The following is a 4,726-nucleotide window of genomic DNA, read 5'->3' on the forward strand; positions in this document are numbered from 1 at the left end:
TACTACTTCGGCAACAAGGCCGGGATGCTGGGCGAATTGCTCGACCGCGACATGGTGGCGATCATCAAGTCGGTCGAGGCGCTGCTGGCCAAGGACCACATGAGCCCCGAGGCGAAGCTCAGGCAGCATATCGCGCGCTGCGTCGATACCTATTTCGCGTTCCCCTATCTCAACCGCCTGCTCATGCGGCTGGTGCGCGACAGCGATCCGGGCGAGGCGAAGCGGATTGCGGACAAGTATCTCATGCCGCTCAACAAGGCCTATGACCGGCTGATCAGCGACGGGGTGAAGGCCGGCGTGTTTCGCCCGATCGATCCGCAGCTGTTCTACTTCACGGTGACGGGCGCGGCGGACCGGTTCTTTTCGGCGCGGCTGGTGCTGCGGCATTGCTTCGATCAGGACACGCTGACGGAGGAACTGCGCGACCGCTACCGCGAGCATACGGTGGACTTCATCATGGCGGGTATTCTCGCGCGGTGACCAAATAGGTGAGAACCACGCGCGCTTTTGCTTGCGCGGTTCGCGCGCTGGCCTAGAACCAAGGCATGGCTGACACGCGAACACGGCTGTCCGACTTCATTCCCTACCGCCTTGCGATCACGTCCAACGCGGTCAGCAGCCTGATTTCGGGCGAGTATCACAGCGAATTCGGCCTCAAGATCCCGGAATGGCGGATCATGGCGGTGCTGGGTGATGCCGGTCCGCTGACGCAGCGCGACCTCGTGCGTGCGACGCTGATGGACAAGGTGGCGGTCAACCGTGCGTGCAAGATGCTGGGTGAGCGGGGCCTTGTCGCGCGCAGCCCCAACGAGGCGGACGGGCGCTCGCACCACTTGTGGCTGACCGACGAGGGCCGCGCGATGTATGATCGCATCTGGCCCAATGCGCTCTCCACCTACGAGAAGATCTTCGCAGCGCTTTCGCCGGCCGAAACGGCCAAGCTGAGAGCGCTGCTCGACAAATTGCTCAATGCGGTGCGCACCATCGAAGGGGAAAGCCCATGAAACTGGCAAGCTTGCCGCAGCGGCGCGACGGCCGCCTCATCGTCGTCTCTGATGATCTCGCCTGGTATGCCGATGCGGATCATATCGTGCCGACGATGCAGGGATTGCTCGATGAGTGGGACCGCTATGCGCCCTACCTCGAAGCGCTGGCGATCGAGCTGCAGCACGGGGCAATCCCGCGCAAGCGCTTCCACGAGCGCGAGGCGGCAGCGCCGCTGCCGCGCGCGTTCCAGTGGGCGGACGGCAGCGCTTACGTCAATCATGTCGAACTGGTGCGCAAGGCGCGCGGGGCGGAACTGCCGGCCAGCTTCTGGACCGATCCGCTGATGTATCAGGGCGGCAGCGACGACCTGCGCGGGGCGCGCGATCCGCTGGTCCTGCCGGACGAGGGCTGGGGCGGCGATCTCGAGGCCGAAGTGGTGGTGGTGACGGGCGATGTGCCGCAGGGCATTTCGGCCGAGGCCGCGCTCGATCACATCCGGCTGGTGGGCCTCGTCAACGATGTCTCGCTGCGCGGGCTCATTCCCGATGAACTCGCCAAGGGTTTCGGCTTCGTGCAGTCGAAGCCTGCCAGCCATTTCTCGCCGGTCTTCGTCACGCCCGCCAGTCTGGGCGCGGCGTGGTCGGGCGGCAAGCTTCATCTGCCGCTGCAGGTCGATCTGAACGGCCATCCGTTCGGGCGGCTCGAGGCGGGCGAGGAGATGACGTTCGATTTCGGCGCGCTGATCGCGCATCTCGCCCGGACGCGGAAGATCGGGGCGGGCTCGATCATCGGGTCGGGCACGGTTTCCAACCGCGATCCCGATGGCTCACCGGGCAGGCCCGTGGCGGAAGGCGGACGCGGTTACGCCTGCATCGCCGAGCAGCGCATGGTCGAGACGATCCTGCGGGGCGCACCTTCGACGCCGTTCCTGCGCCATGGCGATACGGTGCGGATCGAGGCCAAGGATGCCAAGGGCCACAGCGTGTTCGGCGCGATCGAGCAGACGGTGGTGGCTGCCTGAAGCAAATAGGGGCACAGCTTTCGCTGCGCCCCTATTCTGTCTGCGGTGGCCGGAAGCTTACGTCTTCCGGTTGAGGAAGTTGTCGCTGATCGAGCAGGCCGCGGGGCCAAGGATCACGATGAACAGCGTCGGCAGGATGAACAGGATCAGCGGAATCGTCATGATCGCCGGCAGACGCGCGGCCTTTTCCTCGGCGCGCATCATGCGCTCGTTGCGGAATTCGGCCGAGAGCACGCGCAGCGCCGAGGCGAGCGGCGTACCATAGCGTTCGGTCTGGATCATCGTCGTCACCACGCCTTTCACCGATTCGAGATCGACGCGGTAGGCCAGGTTTTCGAACGCGAGGCGCCGTTCGGTCAGGAACGACAGCTCGATTGCGGTGAGCGCAAATTCGTCGCCGAGTTCCGGATAGGCCCGGCCCAGTTCGCGCGCGACGCGGCCGAAGGCGGCGTCAACGGTAAGGCCGGCCTCGGCGCAGATCACCAGTAGGTCGAGCGCATCGGGAAGTCCCTTGCGGATTTCCTTGGTGCGCTTCGTCACGAGATTCTTGATCCAGATATCCGGGCCCTTGTAGCCCAGGATCACCATGCCCGCGAAGAGGCCGAACTTCTTGAAGGCCGACCAGAGCGGGAAGTAATTCACGCCGTAGATCAGCACGCCGAAGATCAGACCGAGCACGATCGGGCCGATCATGCGGGCCAGAACGACCGCGACGGCCCATTCCTTCTTGCGGATGCCGGCCTGTGCCAGCCGCTGCTGGATCTCCTTGAGCTGGCTGTCCTGCAGGACTTTCAGCGATTCAAGGAAAGTCTTGATGTTGTCGGTCGTCTCGTTGCGGCGGACGATGCTCTGGCGCTTCTTGGCGTTGACCGTGACAATACCGGCCTTGAGCTGGTCACGCCGATCGTTGAGCGCCTTGACGCGCTTGGCCATCGGATCGCGAACCGTAACCGCGGCGTAGATCGCCAGCAGCATCGCGGCGGCGGCAATGCCCACCAGGATCGACCCGACGTAGATGACGTCGATGCCAAGGAGCGTGGGGCCGTGCGGGGGAGGGGTGACTGCCATGATGGGTCTCAGATCTCGAAGTTGACCATTTGCTTCATGATCCAGGCGCCGATGCCCAGCCACACGAGGCCGCCGATACCGGCGATGATAAGCCGCTCGTCCACGAAGAACTGTCCGAGGTAGCGCGGGTTGATCGAATAGATCAGGGCGAACACGATGAACGGCAGCGAGCCGACGATGTAGGCCGAGGCCTTGGATTCGGAGCTCATCGCCGCGATCTTGAGCTTCATCTGCGCACGCTTGCGCAGTACGTCGGCCAGGTTTGCCAAGGTTTCGGCGAGGTTGCCGCCGGTTTCGCGCTGGATTGCCAGCGTGATGCAGAAGAAGCTGAACTCGGCCATGTCGAGCCGGTTGGCGGTTTCCTGAAGCGCTTCCTCCATCGTGCGGCCAACCTTGATGCGATCGGTGACGAGCTTGAATTCCTCACCCACCGGCCCCGGCAGCTCGTGCGCCACGACGCCCAGTGTCTCGGTGATCGGCAGACCTGACCGCAGGCCGCGCACGAGCAGTTCGAGCGCATCGGGGAACTTGGCGACGAAGCCTGCCTTGCGCTTGTTGATCGCGCGGCCGACCATCCAGTGCGGAATGCCCGCGCCCATCAGCACGCCGACACCGAGACCCAGCAGCAGCGCGCCGGACTTGATGAAGACGAGCAGCGCCACACCGATGGCAATCCCGATCGAGACGTAGAGATACTGGCTGAGCGTCCAGCCCTTGCCGGTCTGGTGCAGGCGAAGGGCCAGCGCCTCAACGCGCGAACCCGATCCCGCCTTCTTGAAGGTGGTCGGCTTGCGGCTGGCAACAGCCTTGCGGTACTGCGCCTCGACCTTGTCCATCGCGCTTTCCGAGTGCCGGAAGCGGACGGTCTGGAGGCGGCGCGAAGCTTCCCGGCTCGCCGACGGGCCGCTCAGCGCAAGAGCCATCAGCAGCAGAACCAGCGCAGCACCGACGCCAAGGATCACGAGTTGCATCATGTTCATGGCCGGGTCCTGCCAGTTCTCTCAAAATGTGCGGAGCCAGCGCGGCGAACTTCCTTGCGGGAGTTGCTGCGCCGGCCGCGGTTCACGCCTGGGTTCCGGCCTTGGCCTTGCCGGAAGGAAGGATTTTCTTGAAATCGAACTTGCCGAGCAGCGAGGTCTTGGCGGCAGGGGCGCCGCCGTTCTTGTCACCGCCCTTGTCCGCGCCCTTGCCTTTCGCCTTGGTGTCGACAACTTCGCCGTCACTGCCGGTGGCGATGATCGCGGTGCCAAGGTCGCGAATGGCCGCACCGGCCTTGCTGGCACGGTTGGCGGCCACGAAAGTCTGGCCAAGCTTGGCGGCATTGGCGGCTGCCTTGATGTCGTAGGGCACGACATAGTTGATCTTGCGCTCGATCGAGGCTTCGAAGTCCGAACGGCTGATCTCGCCGATGCCGGAGTGGACCTTGTTGGCCACCACGATCGTTTCGGCGTGCTTGGCGTTCGACTTGAGCCATGACAGCAGGCGGATCGCATCGCGCGCACCGGCAAGGGTCAGTTCGGTGACCACCACGACAACGTTCACGTCTGCCAGCAGATGCGGGAAGTTGATCAGCATGTTGCGCGGCAGATCGATCATCGTCATTTCGAACGCGTGGCGGAATTCCTCCTCCAGCTGAACGAAGGCGCTGCC

At 64.2% G+C, this 4,726-nt stretch carries 5 protein-coding genes and 1 pseudogene; 3 read left to right on the forward strand and 3 right to left on the reverse strand.

Annotated features, from left to right (window positions below; translation table 11 throughout):
• The 3 genes from K5Q19_RS14230 to K5Q19_RS14240 all read left to right on the forward strand — a co-directional run.
• Nucleotides 1-480, forward strand: a 480-nt coding sequence (locus K5Q19_RS14230) for a TetR family transcriptional regulator (protein ID WP_292946296.1), incomplete at its 5' end; no start/stop codon positions are given.
• A 65-nt stretch (nt 481-545) separates the two neighbouring features.
• Entirely contained in the window at nt 546-1,004 is a 459-nt protein-coding gene (locus K5Q19_RS14235) for a MarR family winged helix-turn-helix transcriptional regulator (RefSeq protein ID WP_292946298.1), read from the forward strand.
• The gene (locus tag K5Q19_RS14240; RefSeq protein ID WP_292946300.1) at nt 1,001-2,008 is read left to right on the forward strand and encodes a fumarylacetoacetate hydrolase family protein; all 1,008 of its coding nucleotides are present in this window, start codon (nt 1,001-1,003) and stop codon (nt 2,006-2,008) included. Before K5Q19_RS14235 ends, K5Q19_RS14240 begins: the two co-directional genes overlap by 4 nt.
• 57 nt (nt 2,009-2,065) lie before the next feature.
• Here K5Q19_RS14240 and K5Q19_RS14245 read toward each other — a convergent pair whose 3' ends face one another.
• The 3 genes and pseudogenes from K5Q19_RS14245 to K5Q19_RS14255 all read right to left on the reverse strand — a co-directional run.
• Nucleotides 2,066-3,076: a type II secretion system F family protein gene (locus K5Q19_RS14245; protein ID WP_292946304.1), complete on the reverse strand. Its 1,011-nt coding sequence runs from the start codon at nt 3,074-3,076 to the stop codon at nt 2,066-2,068.
• Nucleotides 3,077-3,084: 8 nt separating this feature from the next.
• Entirely contained in the window at nt 3,085-4,056 is a 972-nt protein-coding gene (locus K5Q19_RS14250; RefSeq protein ID WP_292946307.1) for a type II secretion system F family protein, read from the reverse strand.
• A gap of 82 nt (nt 4,057-4,138) precedes the next feature.
• Nucleotides 4,139-4,726 (reverse strand): annotated as a pseudogene (locus K5Q19_RS14255) (pilus assembly protein CpaE); the annotation flags it as partial.

This window comes from Novosphingobium sp., from assembly GCF_019748365.1.
Classification (GTDB): Bacteria; Pseudomonadota; Alphaproteobacteria; order Sphingomonadales; family Sphingomonadaceae; genus Novosphingobium.

Bases quoted from the DNA above. Each gene is read 5' to 3' on its own strand.
- K5Q19_RS14250 (WP_292946307.1), bottom strand. From the start codon at position 4,056: ATGAACATGATGCAACTCGTGATCCTTGGCGTCGGTGCTGCGCTGGTT.
- K5Q19_RS14235 (WP_292946298.1), top strand. From the start codon at position 546: ATGGCTGACACGCGAACACGGCTGTCCGACTTCATTCCCTACCGCCTT.
- K5Q19_RS14245 (WP_292946304.1), bottom strand. From the start codon at position 3,076: ATGGCAGTCACCCCTCCCCCGCACGGCCCCACGCTCCTTGGCATCGAC.
- K5Q19_RS14240 (WP_292946300.1), top strand. From the start codon at position 1,001: ATGAAACTGGCAAGCTTGCCGCAGCGGCGCGACGGCCGCCTCATCGTC.